This is a genomic window from Amycolatopsis sp. 505, assembly GCF_031625235.1.
GTDB lineage: Bacteria > Actinomycetota > Actinomycetes > Mycobacteriales > Pseudonocardiaceae > Amycolatopsis.
The window spans coordinates 176,724-202,198 of the sequence record NZ_JACKQP010000013.1; the positions used below are offsets into that span (position 1 = coordinate 176,724).

The window sequence follows — 25,475 nt, forward strand, 5'->3', positions numbered from 1 at the left end:
TCTTTTCAGGCGCGCGTGCCGGCGCCGGTCCAGGGCAGGGCGAGTTCCGAGAAGAGCGCGAGCCGTTCGGCCGCGGTGTCGACGTCCCGGTCCACGCCCGGCACGACGAAGTGCCGTTCGGGCCCGGTGTCCACGGCCTGGACCCACTCGGCGGGCAGCGGCAGCGGTTCGGGGGCGTCGCGGACCGCTTCCACCAGCGCGGTGAACGCGCGGGTGGCCGCCAGCGGGGCCAGCAGCGGCTCGCCGTCGCGGATGTGCGCGACGAGGTTGGCCAGCAGGTCGCGGGGCGGCGCGACCGTGCGCTGCCGGCCGCCGATGGTGACCAGGTCCGTCTTGTAGTGCCAGCGGATCCGGCCTTCGGTGCCGTGGACCAGCACGTACGGCTCGTGGTCGGCCTCGGCGTCGAGCGTCGCGGCGACGACGACGTCCGGTGCCCCGGCGAAGCTCAGCCGGGCGCAGGCGGTGTCGTCGGACTCGATGTCCCGCGCCCGGTACAGCTCGACGGCGATCCGCTCGGGCACGTCCTCGGCGGTGCCGTTCACCAGCAGGGCGGTCGCGACGGCGTGGGCGAACGGGTTGGTCAGCGCCCCGTCCACGACCGGCTGCCCGCCGACCCGGCGGCGGCCGGCCCACTCGGCGCGGGCGAAGTACCGGTCCCGCCGGATCCACGCCCCGGCGGCGGCGATCCCGGTGACCGTCCCGATCTCGCCGTTTCCGATCGCCGCCCGGACGACGGGGACGGCGGCGGAGCCGAAGCTCTGGAAGCCGGTCTGGCAGGCGCGGCCGCGGGCCAGCTCGGCGAGTTCGCCGAAGGCCGCGAGGTCGAGCACCGGCGGCTTCTCGACGAGCAGGTGGCACCCGGCGGTGAGCGCGAGCCTCGCCAGAGGCAGGTGGGTGTGCGGCGGGGTGGCCACCACGGCGACGTCCGGCGTGGTGCGAGCGAGCAGTTCGGCCGCGTCCCGGGTGATGACGGCGCCTTCGGGGAGCAGCGCGCGCGCCTCCGGCGGCGGCTCGCGGATGTCGCACGCCCCGGCGAGGACGAGTTCGCCGCGGTCGTGCAGGGCGCGGGCCCGGCGCAGGTGCTGGCCCGCGTAGCCGGCCATGCCGAAGACGACGACGTCCGGCCTCATCGGCGGCCACCGGTCGCGACGGCGGCCAGGGCGAGCGGCCCGGCCACCACGAGGGCGAGGATCGGCAGCATCCAGACGAGCAGGACGGCGATCCCGAGGGCCGCGGCGAGGAGCAGGGCGTTAGTGGGGTCGGCGGCGGTTTCCCGGGCGGCGGTCGACATCGCCCGGCGCCAGGCCGGGCCGCCGGTCGCCACCAGCTCGCACGTCCGCACGGCGACCACCACCCCCGCCACCGCCAGCACCCACAACGCCGGCTTCAGCACCCCCGCCCCGGGCATCGACGCCACCACCTCGAGGTCCACCGCGAACACCACCACCGCCGCCAGGCACCCCAGCCCGAAGAGCACCCCGCCCCGCGCGGCCTCGCGGAAGTCCGCCCAGAACGTCGTCCACAGTGGACTCCCCACGTCCCGGCGGGTCCGGTCGAGGACCCGGCAGCCCGCCACGAGCGCCGGAGCCGCCGTCACCACCGGAACCGACGCCAGCGCGACCAGCAGCCCCGCCAGCAGGCAGTCCGAGAAGTCGCCGAGCCCGGTTCGCCATCGGGTACGCAACGCCGTCACCCCTTCAGGCCGCTGGTGCTGACGCCCTCCACCAGCAGCCGCTGGAAGGCGAGGAAGAACAGCACGATCGGGACCAGCGCGAGCGCGGACATCGCGAACATCGCACCGAAGTTCGACTCGCTGCTGGTGTCGACGAACAGCCGCAGCCCCAGCGGCACGGTGAACTTCTCCGTGTCGTTCAGGTACACCATCTGCGTGAAGAAGTCGTTCCACGTCCAGATGAACGTGAAGATCGACGTCGTCACCAGCGCCGGTTTCGACAGCGGCAGCACCACGTGCCAGAACGTGCGGTACACCGAGCAGCCGTCGATGATCGCCGCTTCGTCGAGCTCGCGCGGGATCCCCCGCATGAACTGGACGATCAGGAACACGAAGAACGCCTCGGTGGCCAACAGCTTCGGCAGGATCAGCGGGACGACCGTGTTGACCAGCCCGGCCTGCTGGAAGATCACGTACTGCGGGATCAGCGTGACGTGGTAGGGCAGCATCAGGGTCGTGATCATGAACGCGAACAGCGCGCCCCGGAGCCGGAACTTCAGCCGGGCGAAGGCGAACGCGGCCAGTGAGCACGACAGCACGTTCGCCGCCACCGACAGGCCGGCCACCAGGAACGAGTTGAGGAAGAAGCGGCCGAACCCGACGTCCGCCGCGCCCTCCCAGCCCTTCGGGTAGCCGTCGAAGACGAACCGGGTCGGCAGCAGCGCGAGCCGGGACAGGATCTCGTCCGGCGGCTTGACCGACGCGAACGCCAGCCACACCAGCGGGTACAGCACGATCGCGACGATGACCAGGCACAGCACGTGCCGGCCCACCGAGCGGGCACTCCGCGGCAGCACCGTCATTTGCGCTCCCCCGTGCTCTCCACGTCGTCGTAAAAGACCCAGAGCTTCGCCGTGCGGAACACGATGGCCGTCACGATCGCGATGACCACCAGCAGCACCCACGCCATCGCCGACGCGTAGCCCATCCGGAAGTCTTGGAAGCCGACCTCGAACAGGTAGAGCGTGTAGAACAGGTCCGCGTCGGCCGGGCCGCCGCGGCCGCCGCCGATGACGAACGCCGGGGTGAACGCCTGGAAGGCGTGGATCGCCTCCATCACCAGGTTGAAGAAGATCACCGGCGAGAGCATGGGCAGCGTGATGTGCCGGAACCGGCGGAACGCGCCCGCGCCGTCGATCGCGGCCGCCTCGTGCAGTTCCGCCGGGATCTGCTTGAGCCCGGCCAGGAAGATCACCATCGGCGCTCCGAACTGCCAGACGCCCAGCAGCACGATCGAGGCGAGGCTGAACTGCGGATCGTCGACCCAGCTCGGCGTGTGCCAGCCGAAGAAGGCGAGGACTTCGTTGACCGGGCCGCCGCCCATGAACAGCGCCCGCCACACCAGTGCCGCCGCGACACTCGCGCCGAGCAGCGAAGGCGCGTAGAACGCTGCCCGGTAGAAGCCGTTCGCGCCGCGGCGGGTGTTCAGGAGCATCGCCACCAGCAGGGACACCGCCAGCTTCAGCGGCACCGAGACCAGCACGTAGATCAGCGTGACCTTGACCGACTGCAGGTAGCGGTCGTCGCCGGTGAACATGTGCGCGAAGTTGCCGAACCCGACCCACTCCGGCGAGGTGAACAGGTCGTAGTCGGTGAACGACAGGTACAGCGAGACCACCATCGGGCCGACGGTCAGCGCCACCGCGCCGAGCAGCCACGGCGTGAGGAAGGCGAACGCCTCCGGCTGGCTCTTGCGGCGGCGCCCGGCCGGACGGCCCCGGCGGCCGCGCGCGGCGGGCGCCGGGGGCGCGACCGGCGGGTCCGGCGTGCGCAGGGTCGTCATCGGCTAGGACAGTCCCTTCTGGGCTTCGGTCATGAACCGGTTGACCGCGTCGTCGATGCTCATCCGGCCGAACGCGACCTCTTCGTACGTGCGCTGCAGCAGCTTCTGGATCGCCCCGGCACCCTTCGGCGGCACCGGTGGCGCGGCCCCGAGCTTCGGCTCGAGCGCGGCCTCGTAGTCGTAGAGCGTCTTGTCGTTGCCCTTCGCCGACGACGCCAGCTGCGCGCGGACCTTGAGGTTCGGCGCGAGCCCGCGGTCGGTACCGACGATCTTGCCGACCTCGGGGTCGTTGATCAGGAAGTCGACGAGCTTCGCGGCGGCCTCCTGCTGCTGGCTGCGCGCGGACACGGCGAGGAACATCGACGGCCGCCGGTACTGCCCGGTGTCGCCGTTCGCGCCGGTCGGGTACGGCGCCACGTTCAGCGGCTTGCCGTTCGCCTTCTGGTAGGCCGGCAGCAGGTTGTCGTAGGCGAACTCCGAGCTGGTCAGCTTCTTGCCCAGCGGGGACTGCTCGGGCGAGGTGTTGTAGGACGCCGTGACGTCGGCGGGCGAGGCGGCCTTGGTGTCGCGGAACCTGCTCGCCAGCTGCCAGTAGCCGCGCAGGTCGCCGGCGGTGAAGCCGAGCTTGCCCTCGGGGGTGTAGAACTGCTTGCCCTGCTGGCGCAGCCAGATCTCCAGCGTGGTGTCGAGGATGCCGAAGTCGGTCACCCCGCGCGCCGGGCCCGCGGTGCCGGCCTTCCGGGCCACCTCGGCGTAGGCGTCCCAGGTCATCCCCTTCGCCGGGTCGCCGCCGGCCGCGGTGAAGGCCGCCGGGTCGTAGATCATCGCCGGGGTGTTCTGCGCCCACGGCACGGCGTAGCGCTTGCCCTGGTAGACGCCGGTGGCGGCCAGTTCCGGGTTCACGTCGGCGAGCGATATCGCCTTGCCCGCACCGGAGTTCAGGTCGGCCAGGACGTTGCGGCCGCCGTATTCGGCCAGGTAGCGGCTGTCGACGTTCAGCACGTCCGGCGGCTTGCCCCCGGCGGTCTGCGTCGCCAGCTTCTCCCAGTAGGCCGCGTACGCCGAGAACGACGTCTGCACCTTGATGCTGGGGTTCTTCTGCTGGAAGAGCTCGACGGCCTTCTTCGTGAGGTTCGCCCGCCCTTCGCTGCCCCACCAAACGAAGTTGATGGTCACGTTCCCGCCACCACCGGAGTCCGAGCCGCAGGCGGCCACCCCGGTCAGCAGCAGCGGGACCACCACGGCCAGCGCGGCCACACCCCGCCTCTTGGTCCTGCGCTCAGTTGTCCGCCCCATCGAACTCTCCGTCCTCAGCGTGTCAGCACTTTTCTGAAAACGCTGTCAGCGCGCTCACGGTAGGCAGTGCGCCGCAGCGGTGTCAACGGGCAAATGGTGGCAATACCCTTTGCACACCAACGCTTTCACGGTTCAGCGGGCACACTGAGAAAGCGCTTACAGCAACGGCGTCGACGACCGGGCTGCCAGCGCTGGTGCGCACCGGGCGGGGCTATCCGGTGCGTTCGGCGGCCGCGCCGCCCGTCCGGCGTCGTGCGGCACTCGCCCACGGGACGCCGATTTCCGAGAACAGCGCCAGCCGGTCCGCGGCGACGGCGACCTCTTCGCCGATCCCGCGCACGACCGGGTGCCGGCTCGCCCCTTCGCCGACCGTGCGGATCCAGCCCGCCGGGATCCGCGACGGCGACGGCGCGTCCCGCACCGCCTCGACCACCGAGGCGAACGCCCGGGTCCCGGACAGCGGCGCGAGCAGCGGCACGCCGTCCGGGTCGAGGTGGTGAGCGATCAGGTTGCGCAGCAGGTCGGCCGGTTCGCCGAGGTGGCACCGCTCGTCGTCGATCTCGAGGCGGTGGCTCTTGTACCAGAACTTCGCGCGCGCCCGCTCGCCGTGCACGACGACGTAGGGCTCGTGGTCCTGTTCGGCGCACAGCGAAGCGGCGACGACGATTTCGGGCCCGTCGGCGAACCGGATCCGCAGGCAGGCGGTGTCGTCGGCCTCGATGTCCCGGGTGCCGTAGAGCTCGAGGGCGATCTCCTCCGGGTCACGCCCGGCTACCCCGCCGACCAGCAGCGCGGTGGCCACGGCGTGGGAGAACGGGTTGGTCAGGGCCCCGTCGACGACGGCCTCGCCGTCGAGCCAGCGCCGGCCGGCCCACGGGTTGCGGCGGTAGTAGGCGTCGGTGCGGATCCACGCCCCGGCCGCGCCGACGCCGGCGACCGCACCGAGCTTGCCGTCGGCGATCGCGGCCCGCAGGACCGGCAGCACCGGGGAGCCGAAGCTCTGGAACCCGGTCTGGCAGGCCGCCCCGGTCTCCGCGGCCAGCCGCGAAAGCGTGGCGAAGCCGTCGAGGTCGAGCACCGGCGGGGTCTCCAGCAGCAGGTCGCTGCCCGCCCTCAGCACCGCGGCCCCGGCCTGGACGTGCGCGTGCGGCGGCGTCGCGACGACGGTGATGTCCGGGCGGCAACGGCGGAGCAGGTCATCGACACTCGGGTGCGCGGTGCCGCCGGGCGGCAGCAGCGCCCCGGCGGCGGCCGAGGGAGGCCGGATGTCGGCCATGCCGGCGAACCGGACCAGGCCTTCGTCGTGCAGGATCCGCGCGCGGTGCAGGTAGCTGAAGGCGTAGCCGGACGTGCCGACGACCGCCAGCCTCGGCGGGTCCGCCACGGTGCGGCTCCGGCTCCCCGACATGGATCTCCGATCGGCGGGCACCGGTGAGCGGCCCGCGCGGGACTGACGAATGGGGTCAGGCTTTCGGGAGAAACTTCCGGTCGCCACCGTAGGGTGTGCGCGACAAACGTGTCAATCATCAGGACCGCGATGTCGAAATCATCGAACATTCGATACTCCGGATGGCGGCGCGCGTTTCGAGATAGCGCTTACTGGAATAGACCAGCTCGGCCTGCAAGTCGCGGGAACGGTTTGCAGGATTTGTTGACAACGCTCGCGGCCGTTTCCATGATGTTGCTCGGAGCCTGCCGAGGAGTTGCCGTGACCGTGACCATTCACGACGTCGCCCGCCGGGCCAACGTGTCGATCTCGACCGTCTCACGGGCGTTCACGTCCCCGGACCTGGTCCGGCAGCAGACGCGCACCCGGGTCCTGGCCGCGGCCCACGAGCTGGGATACCACGCCGCCGGCGCGCCGCAGCCGGGACCGGCGGCCCGCACCGGGCACATCGGGATCGTGGTCTCCGACCTGGGCAACCCGTTCTTCACCGGGGTGCTCAACGGCGTCCAGGCCCGCGCCCGGCAGGACGACATCGCGGTGCTGTTCGCCAACAGCGACGAGGACCCGGCGATGGAGCAGAACCTCGTGCGCCGGATGGCCAAGCAGGTCGACGGCGTCGTGCTGTGCAGCCCGAGCATGACCGACGACCAGCTGCGCGCGCTCGCCGGCCAGACGACCCTGGTGCTGCTCAACCGGGAGGTGCCGGGAATCCCGTCGATCGTGCTGGACGCCGCGGACGGCATGCGCCAGGCGATCGAGCACCTGGCCGCGTTGGGCCACCGCCGCTGCGCCTACCTGGGCGGGCCGCGGGCGTCGTGGGCGAACCGCGCCCGCAAGCAGGGCCTGGCGGAGACCGCGCAGAAGCACGGCACGGACGTCGTCGAGTTCGGCCCGTTCCCGCCGGTGTTCGAGGGCGGCCTGCAGGGCGCGGACCTGGCGCTGGCGGCGGACGTGACGGCGATCATCGCCTACAACGACCTGGTCGCCTTCGGCGCGCTGGCCCGGCTGAACGCCCGCGGCGTGCCGGTGCCGGACGAGATCAGCCTGGTGGGCTTCGACGACCTGGTGTTCGCGGCGATCTCGGCGCCCCCGCTGACGACGATCGCGATGCCGACCGAGGCGGCGGGCCGGGCGGCGGTGACGATCCTGCTGGGCCTGCTCGACGGCGAGGCCGACGAGCACACGGCGCAGGTGCTGGACACGCACCTGATCGTGCGCGCCACCACGGCCCCGCCGTCGGGTTAGCCCCCGAAGACGTTGCGGTCCAGGAACGGGTTGCGGAACTTGCCCTGCGGGTCCAGTTTCCCCGCCAGTGCCCGGAACTCCGCCAGCCGCGGGTACTCCCCCGGGACGCCGTGGAAGAGCTTGCCCCAGTGCGGGCGCGCCCCGAACGGGGCCAGGCGCTCCTCGAGGACCGGCAGCACCGCCTCGACCTCCGGCTGCCGCGGCTGCCAGGTGAAGTGCAGGGCCACCCGGTCGCCGCCGTGGCAGGGGCTGAGCCACAGGTCGTCGCCCGCGATCGCGCGGATTTCCGAGACCAGCAGCAGCGGCGCGACGAGCTCGCCGATTTCGCGGACCGCCCGGATCGCGGCGGTGGCCGCGCCGTAGGGCACGAAGTACTCCGACTGCAGCTCGTCCCCGACGCTCGGGGTGAACGCCAGCGCGAAGTGCGGCAGCCGCTCGTGCCACGGACCCGGCACCCCCTGCTGGGGCGTGCAGTTGTCCGCGGGGATGCCGGCGGCGTGCGCCGGGTGGCGCGGCCCGTCCGCCGGGACCGCGCCGAACAGGCCGGTGCGCCCGGTGCCTTCGCGGCTCTTGACCCACACCTGGTCGATCCGGTCGTTCGCCCAGTTCGTGAACATGCTGACGCTGTAGCCGGCGTCTTCGATCTCGTCGAAATGCGCGTCCGCGGCTTCCCACGGCAGGTCGTCGAACACGTCCTGCCGGACGTCGAACGTGGGGACCACGTCGAGCGTCAGCCGGGTGACGACGCCGACCGCGCCGAGGCTCACGACCAGGCCCGGGAACTCGGCGTCGGCGCGGGTGAAGGTCTTCAGCGAGCCGTCGGCGGTGACCAGCTCGATCCCGGACACCGCCGCGGCGAGGCCGGGCTGGCGGCGTCCGGAGCCGTGGGTGCCGGTCGCGACGCTGCCCGCCACGGTGATGTGCGGCAGCGACGCAAGGTTCGGCAGCGCGAGGCCGGCTTCGTGCAGTTGCTGCGCGAAGTCGCCGTAACGAGCCGATCCGCCGACCGTCACGGTGCCGTCGCCGATCTCGACGCCGGTGCCGAGCGCGTGCAGGTCCAGGAGGAGCCCGCCCGGGGAGTCCGCGATCGTGTTGAAGCAGTGCCGGCTCCCGAGGGCCTTGACGTGCGTCGCGCCGGCGACGGCGTCCTGGACCTCGGCGACGGTCCGCGGGGTCGTCACCGCGTCCGCGCCGTAAGTGAGGTTCCCGGCCCAGTTCGATTCGCCCACCCGCTGTGTCCTTCCGCCGTACTGGATCGCTTCCGACCCTACGCGGCCGCCGCGCGCCAGAAGTCGCGCATCCAGCCGGGCGGCACAGGGTTGTCCTCGCCGACCTGGGTGAGCAGGACGGCCACGGTGCCGGTGGCGGGGACGACGTGCGCCGTGGTGCCGGTGCCGCCGACCCACCCGTACCGGCCCGGGACGTGCCACGGCTCGGTGGCGGCGATGTCCACCGAGCCGCCCATCCCCCAGCCCTGGCCTCCGAGGAAGAACGCGCCGATCTCGCGGTGCGCCGGGGTGGTGTGGTCGGTCGTCATCAACCGGACGGCCTCGGGGGTGAGCACGCCCGCGTCTCCGCCCAGCAGCATCCGGCCGAACGCGAGCCAGTCCCCCGCCGTCCCGGCGAGGCCGCCGCTGCCGAGCGGCAGCGCGGGCATCGTGCGCCACTGCCCGTCCGGCGGATCGGCGAGCACCAGCCCGCCGGCGGTGTTCTTGGAGAAGGCGGTGGACCGGCCGGGCTCGGCCACGAAACCCGTGTCGGTCATGCCCAGCGGGGCGAAGATCCGTTCGGCGAGGAACTCCGGGAAGGACCGCCCGGACGCGCGGGCGACGAGCAGGCCCTGGAGCACCGAACACGTGTCGTACAACCAGGATTCCCCCGGCTGGTAGGCCAGGGGGACTTCGGCGAGCCGCGCGAGCCAGACGTCGGGTTCGGGGAAGCTCTGCACCTCGCGGCCGTCGCCCTGCACCGGGAACAGCGCCTGCACGGCCGGGAGCGTGAAGTCCGACGGGAAGCCCCAGCCGGCCTGGCCGGTGAGCACGTCGAACACGGTGATCGGCCGCTTCGCCGGGACGACGTCGTCGAGCGGGCTCGACGGGGTGCGCACGACCTTCGGTTCGGCCAGCTCGGGCAGCCAGCGGCCGATCGGGTCGTCGAGGGCGAGGATGCCGTCGTCCACCAGCACCAGCAGCGCGGCCGCGGTGATCGGCTTGGTGATGGAGGCGATGCGGAACAGCGTGTCCTCGGCCATCGGGCGGCTGCCCTCGACGTCGACCGAGCCGACGGCCACGACCTCCCGCCGGGCGCCGGTGTCCACGATGGCCACCGCGCCGGGCAGCGTGCCGGCGTCGACGTGGCGTTGCAGGGTTTCGCGCAGGCTCATGATCCTCCCCAGGTCGGTCCGACCCTGGTTCAGCGGGCCGGGATGATCGCCTGGTGGGTGCCGGCGAGGCCGTGCGGGCTGAGCAGGCGGCCCATCCGCTTCGGCATCCGCAGCGTGATCGCGCGGTCGAGAACGCGCGCCCCGGGCGCGGCTTCCGCCAGCCGCGTCTCGTAGGCGGTGCAGTCGGCCGGCACCCGCAGCCACGCCGAGACGACGAGGTTGCCCTCCCCCACCACCGCGGCCGACAGCCGGGTCTCCGGCAGCTGCGCGATCGCCGTGCCGGCGCGGTCGAGCTCCGTCGGGTGGACGTCGAGGCGGTAGCCCGCGATCACCGGCCAGCCGGCCGGGACGTGCGCGAGGTCGCAGCGGAAGTCCAGTTCGTGGTTGCGCAGCATCCGGGCGAGGGTGCGCCGCACCGCCGACTCGCTCATCCCGCAGTCGCGGGCCAGCACGGCGTAGCTGCGCCGCCCGTCCTCTCCCAGGGACTCGACCAGTGCGCGCAGGTCCCGGTCGTTCCACTGCTGCGGGACGACCAGCCGGGCCTGCACGGCGGTGTCGTCCAGCACCGCCCGCTGCTCCGGGGCGAGCGCGTCGACCAGCCAGCCGCTGCCCTCGCGGTAGACGCGGGTGGCGACGGCGAACCGGACCTCCCGCACCCCGGGCAGGGTGCCGATGCGGCCGGTGACCAGCGCGTCCAGCGCGTCGAGGTCGCGGGCGGCGAGGCCGAGGAACAACGCGAACCGGCTGGTGGTGCGCTCGACGCTGAACACCGACGGCCAGCCGCAGAGCTCGCGCGTCAACGCGCTCAGCGCGTCCGGGCGGCAGACGAGGTCGACGTAGCCGACGGTGGTCGTCGGCGGCGTCGAGTAGGCGGTGAGCCAGGCCAGCCCGGCGGTCTGCAGCCGTTCCCAGCGGCGGGCGGCCGTCGTCGCGTCGGTGCCGACGGCGGCGGCGATGCGGGTCCACGGCGCCCGCGGGTCACGCTGCAGCGCCTCCACCAGCGCGAGGTCCGACGCGCTCAACCCCGGGCGCGCCGCTTCCGGCGGCGCACCGGGCGAAACGGGCATGGCGCATTGTGACCTGATCATGACCGGCTGCCAAGGGGCCGCCGGACTCCTCCGGCGGCCCCTCGTCGTCCTCCCGTCGTCCTACCGCCGCCGCAACCGCGGCACCGCGGCCGCACCCGCGGCCAGCACGAGGACGCCGCCGAGCACGAACGGCAGCGCGGGGACGTCACCGGGGTCGGCGGCGGGCACCGCGCGTTCCCGGCCGCCGTAGCCGCCGCCCGCGCCGTCGCGGTCGTAGGCCGAGCCCGGCAGCTTGTCCGCGTACCGCCGGTGCAGCGCGGCGCGGTAGTCGGCCAGGGACAGCTTCGTGCCCGCGGCGAGGCCGGTGACCGAGCCCTCCAGGACGGTCACGGCGTCGCCGTGCACCGCGTACCAGGCGTTGACCTGCGGTTCGTGCAGGAGGTAGCCGCCGGCCGCGGCCTGGGCGTACTGCCGCTCGTAGTCGCCGGACGCGACGTTGACGACGGTCCAGGCCGGGCCTTGGCGCTCCGCCCAGACGGTCGCGGGGGTGCCGTCACCGGTCTTCGCCGGGACCGCCACGTAGGCGAGTGCGGCGGGGACGTCCGACTTCCCGGCGACGAACGCCGCGGTCGGCTCGTAGACCGGGACCTGCGTGCGCGGGTCGGCGCTCTGCCGCGCCACCGTCGCCGCGTGGCTGCCGGGGAACTTCGTCTCGGCGAGGCGGCCGAGGGTGTCCGGGCCGCCGGTGACCCGCCCGATGGCGGCGGTGTCGGCGGCGGTCGGCGCGCCCTCGGGCCCGCTCGCCGCGCTCGCGGCGGCGTCCGTGGTGAGCATCGCGGCGCCGGCCAGCACGGCCACGCCCATCGCTTTCCGCAGCATGCTCATCCCTCGATCCCGTACAGCGTGTGGGTCCACTGGAACTGGTTGTTCGAGCGGTAGGTGTCGTAGTTCATCGAGTTGTAGCGGCTGTTGTTCGGCCACGGGTCGCCGTATTCGACGCGGGTGGCGCCGCCGGAATTGTCATATCCGTAGAGCACGTGCATGTGGCCGCCGCCGGACCGCCAGCCGATGCGCGTGCCGACCGGTTTTCCGGCGTCGATCTGGTTTTTGACGCCGGTGAAGGAAAGCGTCTGGCCGCTCGAGTTGTACGACCCGACGTTCGTGAAGCCGAGGTAGCGGAACACGCGCTGCTGGTCGGACAGGTAGCCCTGGTTGTTGGCGCAGTCGCTGCCGGACTCGTTGTGCGCGATCTGGCAGAACCGGGTCTGGGTCAGGGAGTATCCCCAGAAGGCGGCGATGGTGTTGCCGCTGGCGTCCCAGCACCACTGGTCTTTCTGCTGGGCCTGCATGGTGATCCCGAGATCGGTCCGGGCCGCGGCCGCGGCGGCCGGCGCCTGCAGCGTGCCGGCCGCGACCGAGAGCGCGGCGAGTCCACACAGGACTCGTGAGGTGGTTTTCACGAAGTGCTCCTCCAGCCGGTGACGATTCGACGTGGTGGCACGGAATACTCCGCGCCCGGCACGGTGATCCGGTACCTACCAAGGGAGGATTGCGTTGAGGGGAAACGATTCGGGCGGATCCCGGCAGTTCCGGGACGCCGGATTCCGGCATCGGCTCGGGGCCGCCGGACGGATTCCGGCGGCCCCTGCTTCGCGACCCGGTCAGGACACGGTCGTCGTGCCGAGAACGGCGTCCTGGTCCGGCGGGTCGAGCGTCAGGGCGACGTCGAACTCGCCGAGGCTGCTGTCGGTGACGACGTGCGTGCTCGCGGCGGCGTCGACGCTGCTGGTCGCCTCCCCGGCCGGGGTGCCGGCCGGGACGGTGAAGTCGACCTGCCCGACCGCGGTGAACTTCAGGCTGCCTTCGGCGGGCACCGGCGTCCCGGGGATCGGCAACTCGACCGGGATCGCGACGGACTGGCCGCCGACCGCGACGTTCACCTGGGACTTGATCGAGCCGGAGAGCTGGGTGGCGCCGACCAGGCGGAGGCCGTCGCCGGCGGCCTGACCGGCGTCGACGTCGAGGCTGAACGGCACCGAGATCGTGCTGCCCGCGGTCGTGGCCGCCGGGATGTCGGCCTTGACCACCACGGCGACCTGCTGGTCACCGATCAACGGGAACCCGCCCCGGTAGGTGAGCGGCTTTTCGGCGGCCGCGGCCGGTCCGGCGGAAACAATGGCGAGCGCGGCGGCCAGCAGCGCGGCAACGCCGATTCCACGGGTTTTCCGCATTGGTGCGTCCTTTCCTCGTCGGGCTTCGGATACTAGGTGGAAAACTTCCCAACCGGCCACGACTGTTTTCGGTTGCGGGGAAATTTGTCATGGGCGTCGGTCTTCGCCGTCGCGGTTCTTGTCATTCGCCCGCGCGAGAGCGGCGGTGTAGAGCCGGTGTAGCGGCGGGGCGCAGGGTTCTCCTCGCCGGGCCGCCCGCCCGGCCTACTGAGGGAGAAACCATGCGCATGATCTGCCAGGCGGCCGCGCTCTCGGCCGCCCTGCTCTTCGGCGGCGCGACCGTCGCTTCGGCCGCCGTCGCCCCGTCGGAGGTCTACGCGGAGGTGACCGCCGCCGACATCGCCGACCCGGGCGCGGTGATCACCGACTCGGCGGCCGACCTCGCCGCGGCGCGGACCGCGAACCAGGCGATCGCCTGGTTCTCCAGCCGCAACGGCAGCACCGCGTACCAGGGCTACTGCGAGAAGGCGGTCCGCCTGGCGTGGGACCGCGTGACCCACCACGCGAGCGCGATCGACCACTGGCGGTCGTCCGACGGCGCCCGTCACACGACCGGCACCCCGCCGCGCGGAGCGTTCGTGTTCTGGAACATTTCGGCCTACGGCCACGTCGGCATCGCCGACGGAAGCGGCGGAGTCTGGGCGACGAGCGTCAACGGCGCCATCGGCCACGCCCGCCAGGGCTACTTCGCCAACTACCTCGGCTGGAAGCCCGGCAACAGCAACTGAGGTCCGGGGTCGGCGGCGGCGCTGGCGCGCCGCCGCCTCACCGTGTCGACCCTCCAATCACGAGTGATGCCCCTCCAATCACGCGAGATGCCTCCCGAATCACGCGAGACGCGCGCCGGATCACGTGAGTTCGGGTGCCGGTCACGTGAGTTCTGGGCTCGATCACGCGAGTTCGAGCCGGATCACGAGCGGAGCGGGCTCAGGTGCGGGCCGCCGCCGAGGGGGCTCTCCGGCGCTGGACCTGCTCCAGCAACGCCAGGCCCGTTGTCTCGCCCTGGTGGTTGCCCGTCTCGCGGAACACCCGCAACGCCCGGTCGCACACCCCGCGGGCCTGGATCGGCTCGCCCGACTCCAGCAACGTCTGGCCGATCCCCAGCAACGCGTACGCGCTGCACCTCTCGTCGTCCAGCTCCTCCAGGATGCTCAACGCCAACCTCAAGCACGTCAACGACTCCGGGAGCCGGCCCGTGTCGCGGTGCAGCGTGCCCAGTTCCGTCAAGACCTTCGCCTCGCGGTGGGCGTCCTCGATCTCGCGCGCCAGTTCACGCGCTCGGTGCAGCCACGTTTCCGCCTCCTCGAACGCCCCCAGCAACGCATACGTCGACCCGATCGAATTGCGCATCTGGGCGACGCCGCTGCGATCGTCCGCCCGCTCCAAGCCGGACAGCGCGCGCCGGTAGAAGTCCAGTGCCTCACGCGGGCGGTCGCGGACCCGGGCCACCGTACCGAGGCCCGCCACCGCCAACGCCTCGCCACGGACGTCGCCCAGCTCGGCGAACAGCTCCGCCGAACGCCGCATGTCCTTCGCCGCCGCCTCGTATTCGTCGTGGTACAGGCGGACCTGGCCGAGGCCTCGGCGGAGTACCGCCGCTCCCCTGCGGTCGTCCGCCGCCTCCACGGCCGCCAAGGCCGTCGCATGACTGCGTCGCCAGTCGTCGTACGCGCCGCGGAGGTCGTAGAACGGGACCGCCGCCGCCGTCAGCTGCCAGGACAGTTCGGCCAACCCCGCGTCCGCCGCGAGCTGGACCGCCGCCGCGAGCAGTTTGCGCTCCGCCGTGAACCACGCCAGCGGGTCGCTCACCAAACGAGCCGGGACAGCGCCGGCAGCGACAGCGGGGCCGGTCATCGCGCCGAACGCCGGTGGCAGGGCCGCCGACGCCGTTTTCGCCAGCGCCAAAAGCACCGACAGGACACGGGTGAGCGTCTCGCGGCGGGCCGGAAGGGGTTCCTCCGCCAGCAGTTCGCTCGCGTAGCAGCGCAGCAGGTCGTGCAGACGGTACCGCGGGTGCCCGCTCGCATCCTGCCCGGTCAGCGACACCAGGTTCGCGTCGACGAGCACGTCGAGGACGTCGTGCGTGCCCGCGCGGTCCAGCAGCGCGTCGACCACCCAGCTCGGGAAGTCCTGCGCGCCCAGCACCGCCGACCGGCCGAACGCCGTCCGCGCGGCCGGCGGCAGCTGACGCAGGCTCAGCTCGAAACTCGGCCGGACACCGAGGTCGCCGACGCGCAGCTCGCTCAGCCGGCTCGACTCGTCGGCCAGGCGGTCGTGCAGCGTGCGCAGGCTCCACGCCTGACGCCCGGCCAGCCGCGCGCCCGCGATGCGGATCGCCAGCGGCAGGTACCCGCAGCACCGCACGATCGCCGCCGCTTCGGCCGGCTCGCCGACCACCCGGTCGGGCCCGGCCAGCTCGGCCAGCAGCTGCGCGGCCTCCCGCTCGCCGAACACGGGCAGCTCGACGTGCTTCGCGCCCGCCAGCTCGGGCAGCCGGCCGCGGGTCGTCACCAAGACCGCACACCCGTGGTCGGCGGGCAGCAGCGGACGGACCTGCCCGGCGGTCGCCGCGTCGTCGAGCACCAGCAGCATGCGACGCCCGGCCAGGCGTGAACGGAACAGCGCCGCCCGCTGGCCGAGTCCGGCCGGCACGGTGTTCCCGGTGACGCCCAGTGCGTGCAGGAAGTCGGCGAGCACCTCGGCCGGGTCGCGCGGCGCGCCCGTGCCCGCCAGGTCGACGTAGAGCTGGCCGTCCGGGAAGCGGTCCGCGAGGCCGTGGGCGACGTGCATCGCCAGCGCCGTCTTGCCGGTGCCGGGCGCGCCGGTCAGCACGACCGGCGCCGGTCCGAGCGCGGCGGACACTTCGCGGACGTACTCCTCGCGGCCGGTGAAGTCCGCCAGGTCGGCGGGCAGCTGCCGCACCGGCGCCACCGGCGCGGGGCCGGGCAGCGGCTCGCCGGTGAGGATGGCCGCCTGCAGGGCCCGCAGTTCCGGCCCCGGTTCGACGCCGAGTTCGGTGACGAGCCGTTCGCGCGCCGTCGCGTACGCCTGCAGCGCCTCGGCCCGGCGGCCCGCGCCGGTGAGTGCCAGCAGGTACTGCTGCCAGAGCCGTTCGCGGTACGGGTGCTCGGCCAGCAGCACGGTGAGCTCGGCGATCGCCGGGTCGTGCCGGCCCAGCCGGACCTGCAGCGCCAGCCGCTCCTCGACCGCGGCCAGCCGGTTCTCGACGAGCCGGCCGAGCTCGGCGTCCCAGGCGGGCGCGGTCGGCAGGTCTTCCAAGGGGTCGCCGCGCCACAGCGCTTCGGCGTCGGCCAGCAGCGTCAGCGCCGTTTCGGGCGAGCCGTCCTTGGCCGCGCGGGCGGCGTCGGCGACGAGCCGGGCGAACCGGTGGGCGTCGACGTCAGCGGGGTCGACCTCCAGGGAGTAACCCGGGTCGCGGGTGCGCACGACGATGCCGTCGGGCAGCAGCCGGCGCAGCCGCCACACGTAGGTCTGCAGGTTGGCGGTGGCCGACGTCGGCGGATCGTGCGGCCACAAGGTGTCGACCAGCTGCCCGGGCGAGACCGTCCGGTTCGCGTTGAGCACCAGGTGCGCGAGCAGCACCCGCTGCTTCGCTCCGCCGAGCGACAGCGGCTGCCCGCCGACCGTCACGGTCAGTGGTCCGAGCAGGTGAAACCGCACTTCAGGCCCCATCGCGCGCTCCCGTTCCCGCGGCCGCCCCCAGGCGGAACCTCGAAGCCGGACTGTAACCGGACGGCGGCGCTGCCCGTGGGGAATTCGCGAACATCCGAGACGCCGAGACGGTGAACGTCACTCGATTGCCGGAGAGTTGCGCGCCGAGCGAGAGTGAGTGTACAGTCACTCACATGACGAAACGCGGTGCCACCCTCTCCACCTCCGACGCCCGGCGGGACGCCGTCGTCGACGCGGCCATCGCCGAGTTCGCCCGCGGCGGCTACCACAGCACGCCGATCAGCGCGGTGGCCGCCCGCGCCGACATCTCGCCCGCGTACGTCTTCAAGTTGTTCCCCGGCAAGGTTTCCCTGTTCGTCGCCGCGCTGGATCGGTGTTACGAACTCGTCGTGCACGCGCTCTCCAACGGCGCCGCCCGCGTCGAGGACGCCGACCCGGGGAAGATCCTCTACGAAATGGGCGGCGCGTACGCCGAACTGATCGCCGACCGGAACCTGCTGATGCTGCAGGTGCACGCCCAGTCGGCCGCCGACACCCCCGAGATCGCCGACGCCGTCCGCCGCGGGCTGGCCAAGGTGACCGAGTTCGCCCGCTCGCGCTCCGGCGCGGCCGACGACGAGGTGCAGCGGTTCATCGCCTACGGCCAGCTCTGCCACCTGGTCGCCACCCTCGACCTGGACGAGCGCGCCGGCGCGTGGGCCGCCGTCTTGTCCGCCGGTATCCGCCACTGAAAACCCGGCCCTGACCAGGGCCCTTTTTTTCTCACCCATCGAGTGATTGATCAGTCACTCACCATCCGGAAGGAAGCTCCCATGACCGTCACCGAAATCGTCCTCCCCGGCATCGTCGAGCCGGACGGCCTGCGCGTCGAACACCGTGCGCTCCCCCGGCCCGGCGCCGGCGAAGCCCTCGTCCGCGTCGAAGCGACCGGCGTCTCCTTCGCCGAGCAGCAAATGCGCCGGGGCAAGTACTTCGACCAGCCGCCGTTCCCGTTCGTGCCCGGCTACGACGTGGTCGGCACCGTGCTCGAAGCCGCCGACCCGGCCCTGGCCGGCAGGCGCGTCGCCGCGCTGACCAAGATCGGCGGCTGGCGCACCCACCTCGTCCTGCCCGCCGCCGACCTGGTCCCCGTGCCGGACGGGCTCGACGCGGCCGAGGCGGAGACGTTCGTCGTCAACGGCATCACCGCGTGGCAGATGCTGCACCGGATCGCGAAGGTCCCGGCCGGGTCGACGATCCTGGTGCACGGCGCGAGCGGCGGCGTCGGCACGACGCTGGTGCAGCTGGCCCGCGCGGCCGGGATCGAGGTGATCGGCACCGCCTCGGCCCGCAACGCCGGCGTGGTGACCGCGCTCGGCGCGACCGCCGTCGACTACCGCGGCGACGTGCCCGCCGAGGTGCGCAAGCTGGCCCCGGCGGGCGTCGACGCGGTGTTCGACCACGTCGGCGGGCCCGGCATTGCCGACTCGTTCCGGCTGCTCGCCCCGGGCGGGACGCTGGTCGCCTACGGCAGCGCGGCCACCAAGGACCAGCCGGGCAACTCGCGGCTGCCGGTGCTGAAGCTGTTGGCCCGCCTGCTGTGGTGGACCGCGCTGCCGAACCGCCGCCGCGCGCACTTCTACAACGTCTGGGGCGGCAAGCGGAACCTCGCGCGGTTCCGCGCCCGCCTGGCCGAAGACCTGACCGCCGTCTTCGACCTGGCCGTCCGGGGGAAGCTCCAGGCCCAGGTGGCCGCGCGGATTCCCCTGACCGAAGCCGCGAAAGCGCTGGCGCTGGCCGAATCCGGCACGGTGACCGGCAAGGTCGTGCTCGTCCCCTGAACGCACCGAAGGCCACCACGGCGAGCGTGGTGGCCTTCGGGTCGTGGGTGATCAGTCCGTGCCGAACTCCATCGCGGCGCTGTCGAGCAGCTCGACGTCATCGGTCTTGCCGCGCGAGGCGATCACCTCGGCGCCACCCTCGGGCATCGCGCCGATCAGGCCGGTCGACGCGGCCTGGGCGGCGCCGATCAGCTTCGGGTTCGAGCCGCCGACCATGCCGAGGCTCGCGTACTGCTCCAGCTTGGCCCGCGAGTCGGCGATGTCGAGGTTGCGCATGGTCAGCTGGCCGATCCGGTCGACCGGGCCGAACGCCGAGTCCTCGGTCCGCTCCATCGACAGCTTGTCCGGGTGGTAGCTGAATGCCGGGCCGGTCGTGTCGAGGATCGAGTAGTCCTCGCCGCGCCGCAGCCGCAGCGTCACCTCGCCGGTGATCGCGGTGCCGACCCAGCGCTGCAGCGACTCGCGGAGCATCATCGCCTGCGGGTCCAGCCAGCGGCCCTCGTACATCAGGCGGCCGAGGCGGCGGCCCTCGTTGTGGTAGCTGGCGAGGGTGTCCTCGTTGTGGATGGCGTTGACGAGCCGCTCGTAGGCGGCGTGCAGCAGCGCCATACCGGGGGCCTCGTAGATGCCGCGGCTCTTGGCCTCGATGATCCGGTTCTCGATCTGGTCGGACATCCCCAGGCCGTGCCGGCCGCCGATGGCGTTGGCCTCCAGGACCAGGTCGACGGCGGAAGCGAACTCCTTGCCGTTGATCGTCATCGGGCGGCCCTGCTCGAAGCCGATGGTGACGTCCTCGGCGGGGATCTCGACCTCGGGGTCCCAGAAAGCCACGCCCATGATCGGCTTGACGATCTCGATGCCGGTGTCCAGGTGCTCGAGGGATTTGGCCTCGTGCGTGGCGCCCCAGATGTTGGCGTCGGTCGAGTAGGCCTTCTCGGTGCTGTCGCGGTAGGGCAGGTCGTGCGCGAGCAGCCACTCGGACATCTCCTTGCGGCCGCCGAGCTCGGTGACGAAGTCCGCGTCGAGCCACGGCTTGTAGACGCGCAGGGAGGGGTTGGCCAGCAGGCCGTAGCGGTAGAACCGCTCGATGTCGTTGCCCTTGTAGGTGGAGCCGTCGCCCCAGATCTGGACGTCGTCCTCGAGCATCGCGCGCACCAGCAGCGTGCCGGTGACGGCGCGGCCGAGCGGCGTGGTGTTGAAGTAGCTGCGGCCACCGGTGCGGATGTGGAACGCACCGCAGGTCAGGGCCGCGAGCCCCTCTTCGACCAGTGCTTCCTTGCAGTCGACCAGCCGGGCGATCTCGGCGCCGTACTGGCCGGCCCGGCCGGGCACCGACTCGATGTCGGGCTCGTCGTACTGGCCGATGTCGGCGGTGTAGGTGCAGGGGACCGCGCCTTTGTCGCGCATCCACGCGACCGCTACGGAAGTGTCGAGGCCACCGGAGAAGGCGATACCGACACGCTCGCCGACGGGCAGGGAAGTGAGCACCTTGGACATGCGAATGATTATGCACGCCTATGCATCGTCGTGCAATCCGGGGTGCTCGTGGTCACGAAAACCCCGTTGACCAGGGTGGTTCGGTGGGAGCATGCCGATGCACGCCGATCAGCACACCATTGACACCGGCCTGGTCCGGCGGCTCGTCGCCGGGCAGTTCCCCCGGTGGGCCGGGCTGCCCCTCACTCCCCTGGCCTCCGGCGGCACGGTCAACGCCGTGTACCGCCTCGGGGCCGAGCTGACCGTCCGGCTCCCTCTCACCGCCGGTGGCGCCGGCGACATCGCGAAGGAACGCGAGGCCCTCGGCGCACTGGGCGAGCTGCCGGTGGCGGTCCCGGCCGTCGTCGCGGTCGGTGAGCCCGCCGAGGGGTACCCGTGGCCGTGGGCGGTGCACAGCTGGCTCGACGGCTCCCCGGCGCTCGAAGGCCGCACGGCCCACGGCCTGGCGGAGTTCGTTCTCGCCCTGCGGGCGAACACCGCGGACGGTCCCCCGGCCCACCGCGGGAGGCCGCTGTCCGAAGTGGACACGGCCACCCGCCGGGCGATCGACGAGCTGAGCCGGACCGACGAGCCGTTCGATCCGGAGGCGGCGCTCGCGGTGTGGGCCGAGGCGCTCGGCGCTCCACAGTGGACCGGTCCGCCGCGCTGGGTGCACGGCGACCTGATGCCGAGCAACCTCCTGCTGCGCGACGGCCGCCTGACCGGCGTCCTCGACTGGGCCACCGCGGGCCTCGGCGACCCGGCGATCGATCTGATCCCGGCGTGGGGCCTGCTGACGGCGTCCGGGCGCGAGAGCTTCCGCGACGCCGTGGCCCCCGACGACGCGACCTGGGCCCGCGGCCGGGGCCGGGCGTTGTCGATGGCCGTGATCCAGCTGCCGTACTACCGGCACACCAACCCGGTCATCTCGGCCAACGCCCGGTACGTGCTCGCCGAGCTGGGCGCGCTCACCGGTTCCCGATGACCGGCAGGTCCCACCGCACGGCGTGCGAGTTCTGCTCCGGAACCGAGCATTCGCCCGTGACCGCGCCCCGGTCGTTGAGGTCCGCGGCACGGCAATAAGCGCCCTCGGCGGGCAACGGCAGCGGAGTGACCCGGCCACCGGGACCCCAGACGACGAACCCGCCCGGGCTGGTCTCCACGAGCGCGCTGCCGCTGTCGTTGGCGGTGGTGAACCAGGTCCGGGCGTCGCCGGCGGCCGGGAACACGGTGAGCCGCCCGGCCGGGTCCCAGCGGGCGGGTCGGCTCTTGCCGTCCTCCCCCACCACTTCGCCGTAGATCGTTCCGTCCGCGCCGATTTCGGCCGCCGAACTGAACTTCCAGGTGGTGTCGAGCACCGTGAGGTGTCCCGCCGCATCCCACTTCGCGGCGTGGAAGCCGCTCGAACCGACGGCCGTGCCCGCGTCGTCGAGATCGGTGGCGGTGCCGCCACCTTCCAGCGGGACGACGTTCCCCGCCGGGTCCCAGTACTTCGCCCCGCCGATCACCGCGCCCGCGCCGTTGATCGCGGAGGGACGGCCGAAGCCGAGGGCCGTGACCGTGCCCCGGGTCGTGTCCCACTTGACGGCCGTGTCCGGCCCCGGAGCACCGTAGGAATACCCGACGGCGACGCCGTGGACGTTGATCGCGGCCACGCTGGAGTTCGCGTAGCCCGGAAAGCCGGGCACCGGCGGCAGGTCCACCGGTACGCCGGACGCGCCCCAGAGCGTGGCCCGCCCCAGCCACCCGTTGGCCGCCATCGAGTTCCCGACCGCCACCCCGTCCTCGCCGAGCGCGACGGGGTCGACCGCCGCGTAGCCCGGCAGCGGCGGCAACTCGGTGATCCGGCCGGCCGCGTCCCACCGGGCCCCGCGCTGGTTGAACGTCTTGTCGTACGCCGTCCCGAACACCGTTCCGGCGTTCGACACGAAGCGCCCGTCGCTGGTCAGGCCGCCGGGCAGCGTGCCCAGGTCGATCGGGCCGCCCGGCTGGTCCGCGCTCGCCGGAACGGCGGTGAGCACCAGCGCCACCGCCGCCGTCGCGAGAACACCTCTGAACATCCCCTGCTCCTCCCCGTCAGGTGGTTCCGGGGTGTCCACGCGCGGCGGCGGTGACCGGTTTAGCTCGGCAGCAGCGCCGGAGCCGCGAGGCGGGTGGCGTTCGCCGCCGCGTCGTCCGGGGCTTCCTGGGCCGAGCGCTCCGCCTCGACGCGCGCGAGGTAGTTCGCCACCTCGCGTTCGCGCTTCGGGGCGTCCCAGCCGAGCAGCGGGGCGATCAGCTCCGCGACGACGGGCGCCGCCGCGATACCCCGGTCGCGCTCCTCGATCGAGATGCGCGTCCGCCGCGTCAGGACGTCCTCCAGGTGCAGCGCCCCCTCGTGGGAGACCGCGTACACCGCCTCCACGCGGAGGTACTCCGAGCCCTCCGTGATCGGCTCCGCGAGCGCAGGGTCTTCCTCGATGAGCGAAATGAGGTTCCAGATCCGCGTGCCGTACCGCTGCATCAGGTGCTCGACGCGGGTCAGCGACAGGCCCGACTTCGCGGCGACGCCGGACCGGTCCTCCCACAGCTCGTGGTAGCCCTCGGCGCCGGCGATCGGGAGCCGGTCGGTCCAGGACGGCGGGGCCGGGCGGCCGAGCTCCTCGACCGCGACGTCGACCGCGTCCGCAGCCATCACCCGGTACGTCGTGTACTTGCCGCCGGCCACGATGACCAGGCCCGGCACCGGGTGCGCCACCGCGTGCTCGCGCGACAGCTTCGTCGTCGCGGCGGCCTTCGCCGCCAGCAGCGGGCGAAGTCCGGCGTAGACGCCCTCGATGTCGTCGTGCGTCACGGGGGTGCGCAGGACGGCGTTGAGGTGTTCGAGCACGTAGTCGACGTCCGCGCGGCTCGCCGCCGGGTGCTCGCGGTCGAGGTCCCACTCGGTGTCGGTGGTGCCGACGATCCAGTGGCGGCCCCACGGGATGACGAACAGCACGCTCTTCTCGGTGCGCAGGATCAGCCCGGTGTCGAGGTCGATCTTCTCCCGCGGCACCACGAGGTGGATGCCCTTCGACGCCCGCACGGTGAACGGCGCCGGGATCCCGGCCGCCTCCGCCATGTCGTCGCTCCAGACGCCGGTGGCCGCCACGACGGTGCGAGCGCGGATCTCGAACTCGACGCCGCTCTCGCGGTCGACCACCTTCGCGCCGACGACCCGCTCGCCGTCGCGGAGGAGCGAAGTGACGCGAGTCCGCGTGAGCACCGAAGCGCCCTGCTCGGCCGCGGTCCGCGCGATCGTCATCGTGTGGCGGGCGTCGTCGACCTGGGCGTCGTAGTACTGGATCGCCCCGATCAGCGCGTCGTCCGCGAGCGCCGGGGCCACCTTGAAGGCGCCCCGCTTGGACAGGTGCCGGTGCCTCGGCAGCGCGCGGGCGCCGCCGAGGGTGTCGTACAGCGTGACGCCGGCGCCGATGTAGCCGCGCTCCCACACCCGGTGCTGCAGCGGGACCAGGAACTTCACCGGCCGCACCAGGTGCGGGGCCAGCTTCTGCAGCAGCAGGCCGCGTTCCTTGAGCGCCTCGCGCACCAGCTTGAAGTCCAGCTGCTCGAGGTAGCGCAGGCCGCCGTGGATCAGCTTGGACGACCGGCTGGACGTGCCGGCGGCGAAGTCGCGGGCCTCGACCAGCGCGGTCGACAGCCCCCGGGACGCGGCGTCGAGCGCGACGCCGGCCCCGGTGACTCCCCCGCCGACGACGAGCACGTCGACCTCTTCGTTGACCAGCTTCCGCAGGGTTTCCGCCCGGTACTGCGGCGATAGCGGGGTCACGGTGTTCCTCCTCATCGTCACTGCACGTCGACCCAGTCGAGCGTGCGGCCGACGGCCTTCTGCCAGCCCGCGTAGCCCTCGGCGCGCTGCTCGTCGCTCCACGACGGCGTCCAGCGCTTGTCCTCGTTCCAGTTCTGCTCGAGCTCGTCGGTCGACTTCCAGAAGCCGACCGCCAGCCCGGCCGCGTACGCCGCACCCAGCGCGGTGGTCTCGGCGACGACCGGCTTCGACACCGGCACGCCGAGGATGTCCGCCTGCAGCTGCATGCACAGCTCGTTGGCGGTGACGCCACCGTCCACCCGGAGCACGTCGAGGGTGACGCCGGAGTCGTTTTGCATGGCCTCGACGACGTCGCGGGTCTGGTAGCAGATCGCTTCCAGGGTGGCCCGCGCGATGTGGGCGTTGGTCGTGGCGCGGGTGAGGCCGACGATCGCGCCGCGGGCGTCGGAGCGCCAGTAGGGGGCGAACAGGCCGGAGAACGCCGGGACGAAGTAGACGCCGCCGTTGTCCTCGACCTGGCGGGCCAGGCTCTCGCTCTGGGCCGCGCCGCTGATGATGCCCAGCTGGTCGCGCAGCCACTGCACGGCCGACCCGGTGACGGCGATCGAGCCTTCGAGGGCGTAGACCGGCTTGTCGTCGCCGAACTGGTAGCACAGCGTCGTCAGCAGGCCGTGCTGGGACCGCACCAGCTCCTGGCCGGTGTTGAGCAGCAGGAAGTTGCCGGTGCCGTAGGTGTTCTTGGCCTCGCCGGGCCGGAAGCAGACCTGGCCGACGGTGGCGGCCTGCTGGTCGCCGAGGACGCCGGTGATGGCGACCTCGCCGCCGAGCGGGCCGTCCGCGCGGGTGGTGCCGAAGCCCGGGTTCGACGACGGCCGGATCGCCGGGAGCATCTGCCGCGGGACGGTGAAGAACGACAGGAGCTCGTCGTCCCAGTCGAGCGTTTCGAGGTCCATCAGCATGGTGCGGGAGGCGTTGGTCGGGTCGGTGACGTGCACGCCTCCGTCCGGGCCGCCGGTGAGGTTCCAGATCAGCCACGAGTCGGTGGTGCCGAACAGGGCGTCACCCTTCTCGGCGTCCTCGCGCACGCCCGGGATGTTCTCGAGGATCCACTGCAGCTTGCCGCCGGAGAAGTAGGTGGCGGGCGGCAGGCCGGCCTTGCGGCGGATGATGTCACCCTTGCCCTCGCGCTCGAGCGCGGAGGCGATCCGGTCGGTGCGGGTGTCCTGCCAGACGATGGCGTTGCCGTACGGGCGGCCGGTGCGGCGGTTCCAGACGACGGTGGTCTCGCGCTGGTTGGTGATGCCGAGCGCGGCCAGGTCGGTGACGCTCAGGTCGGCCTTGTTGAGCGCGGTGGCGATGACCGAGCGGGTGCGTTCCCAGATCTCGGTGGCGTCGTGCTCGACCCAGCCCGGCTTGGGCAGGATCTGCTCGTGTTCGAGCTGGTGGCGGGCGATCTCGTTGCCGCCGTGGTCGAAGATCATGAAGCGGGTGCTGGTCGTGCCCTGGTCCACGGCACCGACGAAGTCCGGCATG

At 72.5% G+C, this 25,475-nt stretch carries 22 protein-coding genes; 5 read left to right on the plus strand and 17 right to left on the minus strand.

The features are described from left to right. Positions 1-5: 5 nt before the first annotated feature. The 6 genes from H5965_RS39685 to H5965_RS39710 all read right to left on the minus strand — a co-directional run bounded on the left by H5965_RS39685 (position 6) and on the right by H5965_RS39710 (position 6,219). On the minus strand, positions 6-1,130 hold the full coding sequence (locus H5965_RS39685; protein WP_310976208.1) for a Gfo/Idh/MocA family oxidoreductase: 1,125 nt from the start codon (positions 1,128-1,130) through the stop codon (positions 6-8). After that, a complete protein-coding gene (locus H5965_RS39690) occupies positions 1,127-1,693 on the minus strand; it encodes a DUF624 domain-containing protein (protein WP_310976209.1) in 567 nt (188 codons plus the stop codon). Before H5965_RS39690 ends, H5965_RS39685 begins: the two co-directional genes overlap by 4 nt. Next, the gene (locus tag H5965_RS39695; RefSeq protein ID WP_310976210.1) at positions 1,690-2,535 is read right to left on the minus strand and encodes a carbohydrate ABC transporter permease; all 846 of its coding nucleotides are present in this window, start codon (positions 2,533-2,535) and stop codon (positions 1,690-1,692) included. Before H5965_RS39695 ends, H5965_RS39690 begins: the two co-directional genes overlap by 4 nt. Next, positions 2,532-3,515, minus strand: a complete 984-nt coding sequence (locus H5965_RS39700) for a sugar ABC transporter permease (protein WP_310976211.1) — start codon at positions 3,513-3,515, stop codon at positions 2,532-2,534. Before H5965_RS39700 ends, H5965_RS39695 begins: the two co-directional genes overlap by 4 nt. A gap of 3 nt (positions 3,516-3,518) precedes the next feature. Further along, on the minus strand, positions 3,519-4,772 hold the full coding sequence (locus H5965_RS39705; RefSeq protein WP_310976212.1) for an extracellular solute-binding protein: 1,254 nt from the start codon (positions 4,770-4,772) through the stop codon (positions 3,519-3,521). 250 nt (positions 4,773-5,022) lie between these two features. After that, positions 5,023-6,219 carry a Gfo/Idh/MocA family oxidoreductase gene (locus H5965_RS39710; RefSeq protein WP_310976213.1) on the minus strand — a complete coding sequence of 399 codons (1,197 nt, stop codon included), beginning with the start codon at positions 6,217-6,219 and terminating at the stop codon, positions 5,023-5,025. 300 nt (positions 6,220-6,519) lie between these two features. On the opposite strand from H5965_RS39710, the gene H5965_RS39715 reads away from it, so the two are divergent. Then, on the plus strand, positions 6,520-7,503 hold the full coding sequence (locus H5965_RS39715) for a LacI family DNA-binding transcriptional regulator (protein ID WP_310976214.1): 984 nt from the start codon (positions 6,520-6,522) through the stop codon (positions 7,501-7,503). On the opposite strand, the gene H5965_RS39720 is transcribed toward H5965_RS39715, so the two are convergent. From H5965_RS39720 to H5965_RS39745, 6 genes are all read right to left on the minus strand, one after another. Next, positions 7,500-8,732, minus strand: a complete 1,233-nt coding sequence (locus tag H5965_RS39720) for an FAD-binding protein (RefSeq protein WP_310976215.1) — start codon at positions 8,730-8,732, stop codon at positions 7,500-7,502. The genes H5965_RS39715 and H5965_RS39720 overlap by 4 nt on opposite strands. 38 nt (positions 8,733-8,770) lie before the next feature. Beyond that, positions 8,771-9,886 (minus strand): serine hydrolase domain-containing protein, encoded by a 1,116-nt coding sequence (locus H5965_RS39725; protein WP_310976216.1) that lies wholly within the window; start codon positions 9,884-9,886, stop codon positions 8,771-8,773. A gap of 29 nt (positions 9,887-9,915) precedes the next feature. Continuing rightward, a complete protein-coding gene (locus tag H5965_RS39730; RefSeq protein WP_310976217.1) occupies positions 9,916-10,953 on the minus strand; it encodes an Lrp/AsnC family transcriptional regulator in 1,038 nt (345 codons plus the stop codon). Positions 10,954-11,034: 81 nt separating this feature from the next. Then, the gene (locus tag H5965_RS39735) at positions 11,035-11,799 is read right to left on the minus strand and encodes a hypothetical protein (RefSeq protein WP_310976218.1); all 765 of its coding nucleotides are present in this window, start codon (positions 11,797-11,799) and stop codon (positions 11,035-11,037) included. Continuing rightward, on the minus strand, positions 11,796-12,374 hold the full coding sequence (locus H5965_RS39740) for a papain-like cysteine protease family protein (protein ID WP_310976219.1): 579 nt from the start codon (positions 12,372-12,374) through the stop codon (positions 11,796-11,798). Before H5965_RS39740 ends, H5965_RS39735 begins: the two co-directional genes overlap by 4 nt. Before the next feature lie 201 nt (positions 12,375-12,575). Further along, complete coding sequence (locus tag H5965_RS39745) at positions 12,576-13,145, minus strand: DUF6801 domain-containing protein (protein ID WP_310976220.1); 570 nt, start codon at positions 13,143-13,145, stop codon at positions 12,576-12,578. Positions 13,146-13,366: 221 nt separating this feature from the next. Here H5965_RS39745 and H5965_RS39750 point away from each other — a divergent pair, with 221 nt between their 5' ends. Beyond that, complete coding sequence (locus H5965_RS39750) at positions 13,367-13,873, plus strand: hypothetical protein (protein ID WP_310976221.1); 507 nt, start codon at positions 13,367-13,369, stop codon at positions 13,871-13,873. Between the two features lie 199 nt (positions 13,874-14,072). On the opposite strand, the gene H5965_RS39755 is transcribed toward H5965_RS39750, so the two are convergent. Continuing rightward, positions 14,073-16,838, minus strand: a complete 2,766-nt coding sequence (locus H5965_RS39755) for a BTAD domain-containing putative transcriptional regulator (RefSeq protein WP_310976222.1) — start codon at positions 16,836-16,838, stop codon at positions 14,073-14,075. Between the two features lie 173 nt (positions 16,839-17,011). Here H5965_RS39755 and H5965_RS39760 point away from each other — a divergent pair, with 173 nt between their 5' ends. Together H5965_RS39760 and H5965_RS39765 are read left to right on the plus strand one after the other, a co-directional pair. Next, on the plus strand, positions 17,012-17,569 hold the full coding sequence (locus tag H5965_RS39760) for a TetR/AcrR family transcriptional regulator (RefSeq protein WP_310976223.1): 558 nt from the start codon (positions 17,012-17,014) through the stop codon (positions 17,567-17,569). A gap of 81 nt (positions 17,570-17,650) precedes the next feature. After that, the gene (locus tag H5965_RS39765; protein ID WP_310976224.1) at positions 17,651-18,658 is read left to right on the plus strand and encodes a medium chain dehydrogenase/reductase family protein; all 1,008 of its coding nucleotides are present in this window, start codon (positions 17,651-17,653) and stop codon (positions 18,656-18,658) included. A 51-nt stretch (positions 18,659-18,709) separates the two neighbouring features. On the opposite strand, the gene argG is transcribed toward H5965_RS39765, so the two are convergent. Then, positions 18,710-20,155: an argininosuccinate synthase gene (gene argG, locus H5965_RS39770; RefSeq protein WP_310976225.1), complete on the minus strand. Its 1,446-nt coding sequence runs from the start codon at positions 20,153-20,155 to the stop codon at positions 18,710-18,712. 97 nt (positions 20,156-20,252) lie between these two features. On the opposite strand from argG, the gene H5965_RS39775 reads away from it, so the two are divergent. Next, positions 20,253-21,119, plus strand: a complete 867-nt coding sequence (locus H5965_RS39775; RefSeq protein ID WP_310976226.1) for an aminoglycoside phosphotransferase family protein — start codon at positions 20,253-20,255, stop codon at positions 21,117-21,119. Here H5965_RS39775 and H5965_RS39780 read toward each other — a convergent pair. Genes H5965_RS39780 through glpK form a run of 3 tightly spaced genes read right to left on the minus strand, consistent with a single transcriptional unit; the run spans position 21,103 to position 25,474 of the window. After that, positions 21,103-22,194 (minus strand): hypothetical protein, encoded by a 1,092-nt coding sequence (locus H5965_RS39780; RefSeq protein WP_310976227.1) that lies wholly within the window; start codon positions 22,192-22,194, stop codon positions 21,103-21,105. The two genes, H5965_RS39775 and H5965_RS39780, sit on opposite strands and share 17 nt — an antisense overlap. Positions 22,195-22,253: 59 nt before the next feature. Further along, positions 22,254-23,957 (minus strand): glycerol-3-phosphate dehydrogenase, encoded by a 1,704-nt coding sequence (gene glpD / locus H5965_RS39785; RefSeq protein WP_310976228.1) that lies wholly within the window; start codon positions 23,955-23,957, stop codon positions 22,254-22,256. A 2-nt stretch (positions 23,958-23,959) separates the two neighbouring features. After that, positions 23,960-25,474 (minus strand): glycerol kinase GlpK, encoded by a 1,515-nt coding sequence (gene glpK / locus H5965_RS39790; protein ID WP_310976229.1) that lies wholly within the window; start codon positions 25,472-25,474, stop codon positions 23,960-23,962. Position 25,475 lies beyond the last annotated feature (1 nt).